Genomic DNA, 3958 nt, shown 5'->3' on the forward strand with positions numbered 1-3958 from the left:
ATATCAGCCCACTTGTGAATTGCGTACTCTCTTTCGTATTCAACAAAAAAGGCTTTTCTAATCTCGATTAATCCCTCCAAATATTTCCCCTGCTCTTTCAATTCACTCGCAGTTTGGAGATACGTTTTAGCTTCGCAGTCTGGGATAAGGTCGGATAGCAGAATGTCTTGAAGTGTTTTTCCTAGAACTTCAGATAAAATGCTCTGAATTAGAATATCTGCAGCTTCAGCATAGTTGCGTACAGAGGCAGGTTCAGCAAGCTGACCATAATGCTTAATGATTACTCTTTGTTTATTTAGTGCCTGTATTGTTCCAGACTTAGGAATAGTGACTCCAGATTTCTTCAGTTCACTTAAAAGTTCATCAAATGATTTTTTTTCAAAACTCTTTATTTCATCCACGCCTTTCTCGACAAGTAACGCCAGCACCACTAACTCGATACTATCTTGTAGCAATATCAGGCCAGCCGAGCAGGAATGTTTATTGCCAGAATAAACTAAAGGCTTCGCCTCATTGTAAATGGCTTTGGCCGTAAGAAGCGTATTTATTGTTGATTCTTTCAATGACTGACCATTTAAGGGTTAACTTAGATATTTACGGGGATAACTTTCGTATAAAAAACTAAACTTGCTGTATAAAAAATATATTCATAAATTATAAGGATGCCCCGCCTCAAACCCATGCACCTTAGCCTTAGTCGAAAACGGCGCTGGCGACCAGGCCGCTTGCTCTTGCCCTGCCAGATAACTCGCCAGCCACAGGGCTTGGCTACGGATGGGCAGGATGAAGGCGTAGAGCTTGCCGTCCGGCAATTCAGCCACATCGCCCAGGGCAAAAATGGCTTCATCGCTGGTTTGTAAGTAGTCGTTAACCTTAATGCCCCTGCCGACATCAAGGCCCGCCTGATGCGCCAACTCGGCACGTGGCTTAAAGCCGCAAGCGACAATGAGGGCATCGAATTCGGTCGTCACGTCCGTTAGTACGCACACTTTGCCGTCTTCTTCGGCAAAGCCCTGTACTGACTGCTCCAGCAATACGTCAACACCAGATGCCTGCAATACACTTAGCAAGGCGGTTGAATCCTCCGCGACTAATTGCCGCTCCATCAGGCGATCCATCATGTGATAAATCGTCACTTTATCGCCCGCCACCGCCAAATCGGAAGCGACTTCGCAGCCGATTAAGCCGCCGCCGATGACCGCCCAATGCGGGTGTTTATTTTGGTTTAAGAATGGCTGGCGAAATTTTCGCATGGCTTTCAGGTCGGTCAGGCTGTTTAAGCTGAAAAAAAGATTTTCAAAAGGCCTAAAAGGCGGCGGCACGAACGCTGCCGATCCTTGCGCCAAGATTAACTGGTCATAAGCCAAGGATTTCTCCTGGCCTGGGCCGTCAATGGCAATTGTCTTGGTATTGCGGTCAATCGCGGTGACTTCCGAGCCGGCAATCACATCAATGCCATTCTCACGCAGCTTGGCGAAACTTTTCAGGATGATGGACTGCTCAATATCGGTCTTGGTGAAGCCACGGGACAGTAACGGTCTGGAATAATAACCGTCATGTTCGGCAGTGACCAGGACGATTTCGGTATCAGGGGATAAGGCGCGGTACTTTTCGGCGAAAGTCACTCCTGCAATGCCTGAACCAACGATGACGATGCTCATGACGACCCCCTGTTATTGTTATAAATAGTATAGGAAGCCTTGGGTTTGTTGAGGCATAAGCGGAATCAACTTGCCAGGGTTCCCTTGAGTTAAGCAATCAATCCATTAATTCAAAATCGCCCTTTTCCACGCCGCATTCTGGGCAACGCCAATCGTCGGGGATATCTTCCCACAACGTCCCTGGCTCAATGCCGGAATCGGGATCGCCCACTGCTTCATCATAGATATGTCCACAGACGCTGCATTCGTATTTTCTGTAATCAACCATTTTCCCCCCTTAAAAAGTCCAAATTTTTGTCTGGACATTATAAAGCAAGCTCAAGGCTGGGCATCCATTTTTCAAGTATTATCTTTTGAACGGCAAATAGTTTGTCGCATCGTCCTTATAAAACTGCACCGCGCTTTTTTCCCTGAGCAAAAACTGTTCAATCGCCTTGGCAAAGCGTTCGTCCTGAAACCAGTGCGCGGAATACGTCGTGACCGGTTCAAAGCCACGGGCAATCTTATGTTCGCCCTGTGCGCCGGAGTCAAAACGCTGCAGGCCGTGTTCAATGCAATAATCCAGCCCCTGGTAGTAACACGCTTCAAAATGCAAGGCGTTGTATTCCTCATGACAACCCCAGTAACGCCCGTATAAGGTATCGCCGCCCACAAAACTCAGTGCCGCGCCGACATACGTCCCGTCTTTCAGGGCAAACACTAGCAGCAGTTGGTCGCCCATCCTTTCTGCACATCTCAGGAAAAAGTCGAGATTCAGGTAAGGCGGCATCCCATGCTTAAGATAGGTCATTTGATAGAAATCATAAAACACCTGCCATTGCTGCTCGCTGGCTTCTTTGCCTGATAGGCGAATCATCGTTATCCCCTGTTCGGCAACCTTACGCCGTTCCCGCTTCAGCATTTTGCGTTTGCTGTGGTTGAATGTGCTTAGGAAGTCATCAAAGGTTTGGTAATTTCTGTTAAACCACTGGAATTGCACCCCTTCGCGGACCAACAAGTCGAAGTTCCTCAACTTGTCCAGTTGTTCGCCGACCGGAAACAAGCAATGCCAGGAAGAAATGCCCGCTTGCTCCGATTTATTTTTGATGAAGTCGACCAGTAATCCGGTAATTTGGTGTTGGTCGGTTGGATCTTTGACTGCAATCCGCACTCCCTGGCACGGTGTAAACGGGATGGCCGTCAGCCATTTAGGGTAATAATCTCCCCCATTCTGACCGTAGGCATAAACCCATTGATGGTCAAACACATACTCGCCGCGCGAATGTCCTTTAAGGTACAGCGGCATTCCCGCCACCAATTCAGCATTCTCCCAAACCAACAGATGTAATGGCTGCCAACCTGTTTGACGGGACACACAACCGCTTTCCTCCAACGCCAACAAAAACTCATGCCGTATAAAGGGATAGCCATCTCCGGCAAGCGCATTCCAGGCTTGGCTGTCAACTTGGTCAATGGCGGTGATTTGTTTTATTTCCATTCGTTAATGTACAAGAATTTCATGATCCTATGCGAGAATAGCATCAGATGGGAACTAAGCAAAACTTCGCAAACTATGAAAAAGAAACTCAAACAAATTCCTGCATTTACCAATGAAGCAGAAGAACGAGTTTTTTGGGAAACGCACGACTCCACCGACTACCTTGACTGGTCAAAGGCACAATCGGTTGTGCTGCCTAACTCGAAACCCAACACAAAAACCATTTCCCTGCGGCTTTTGCAACACCTGCTTGACTCAATCAAGGTCGCCGCCAATGCCCGTGATGTGCCTTATCAATCGCTTATTAAGGTGTGGTTGCAGGAAAAATTGCATAATAAATAAGACTTGCTACAAATTTAAGCCAATTTAATATTTGATATTAATCTAGATAATCAAAGACTTTCATACTATATATCTAATATATAAACCTGATTAAGATAGATAAGATTATGAATTTACTTAACAGATTAAAAATACCGAGTGCATTTAGACACAAAGTATTTGTTAGTTATCATCATGCTAATGATCAACGATATAGAAACTATTTCGAGAACTTATTCTCAAATATGCATGACATTATGGTTTCTCAATCAGTTCAAATTGGAGATATTAATCCAGTTCTACCGGCCGATACGATAAGGCAAAAAATTCGAGACGAATATCTGAGGGATTCAACAGTAACTGTCGTACTTATTGGAAGTCAAACCTGGCAGCGTAAGCATGTTGACTGGGAAATTGGATCAAGTATTCGACAGACACAATATAATTCGAGATCAGGCCTTCTAGGCATCGTTCTACCAACATACCCCTGGCATGATAT

6 protein-coding genes are annotated in these 3958 nt (G+C 45.6%); 2 read left to right on the forward strand and 4 right to left on the reverse strand.

What is annotated here, in order from left to right:
* The 4 genes from MGMO_RS17500 to MGMO_RS17515 form a co-directional block, all read right to left on the reverse strand.
* The coding region (locus MGMO_RS17500) for a hypothetical protein (RefSeq protein ID WP_036308691.1) at positions 1 to 563 on the reverse strand (563 nt) is incomplete at its 3' end.
* Positions 564 to 647: 84 nt separating this feature from the next.
* Positions 648 to 1661: an NAD(P)/FAD-dependent oxidoreductase gene (locus tag MGMO_RS17505; RefSeq protein WP_023496416.1), complete on the reverse strand. Its 1014-nt coding sequence runs from the start codon at positions 1659 to 1661 to the stop codon at positions 648 to 650.
* 97 nt (positions 1662 to 1758) lie between these two features.
* Positions 1759 to 1929 carry a rubredoxin gene (locus MGMO_RS17510; protein ID WP_023496417.1) on the reverse strand — a complete coding sequence of 57 codons (171 nt, stop codon included), beginning with the start codon at positions 1927 to 1929 and terminating at the stop codon, positions 1759 to 1761.
* Between the two features lie 78 nt (positions 1930 to 2007).
* The gene (locus tag MGMO_RS17515; RefSeq protein WP_023496418.1) at positions 2008 to 3138 is read right to left on the reverse strand and encodes a GNAT family N-acetyltransferase; all 1131 of its coding nucleotides are present in this window, start codon (positions 3136 to 3138) and stop codon (positions 2008 to 2010) included.
* 75 nt (positions 3139 to 3213) lie between these two features.
* Between MGMO_RS17515 and MGMO_RS17520 the strand changes: the two genes are divergently transcribed.
* Both MGMO_RS17520 and MGMO_RS21200 read left to right on the forward strand, forming a co-directional pair.
* The gene (locus tag MGMO_RS17520) at positions 3214 to 3480 is read left to right on the forward strand and encodes a BrnA antitoxin family protein (RefSeq protein WP_036308695.1); all 267 of its coding nucleotides are present in this window, start codon (positions 3214 to 3216) and stop codon (positions 3478 to 3480) included.
* A gap of 107 nt (positions 3481 to 3587) precedes the next feature.
* Positions 3588 to 3958 (forward strand): TIR domain-containing protein (locus MGMO_RS21200; RefSeq protein WP_161808519.1); only part of this gene is annotated, 371 nt, incomplete at its 3' end.

The sequence above is a fragment of the Methyloglobulus morosus KoM1 genome (genome assembly GCF_000496735.2).
Classification (GTDB): domain Bacteria; phylum Pseudomonadota; class Gammaproteobacteria; order Methylococcales; family Methylomonadaceae; genus Methyloglobulus; species Methyloglobulus morosus.

What these genes read in the sequence shown, in the direction of transcription:
- MGMO_RS17515 (WP_023496418.1), bottom strand. Translation starts at nt 3,138, where the DNA reads ATGGAAATAAAACAAATCACCGCCATTGACCAAGTTGACAGCCAAGCC.
- MGMO_RS17505 (WP_023496416.1), bottom strand. Translation starts at nt 1,661, where the DNA reads ATGAGCATCGTCATCGTTGGTTCAGGCATTGCAGGAGTGACTTTCGCC.
- MGMO_RS17510 (WP_023496417.1), bottom strand. Translation starts at nt 1,929, where the DNA reads ATGGTTGATTACAGAAAATACGAATGCAGCGTCTGTGGACATATCTAT.
- MGMO_RS17520 (WP_036308695.1), top strand. Translation starts at nt 3,214, where the DNA reads ATGAAAAAGAAACTCAAACAAATTCCTGCATTTACCAATGAAGCAGAA.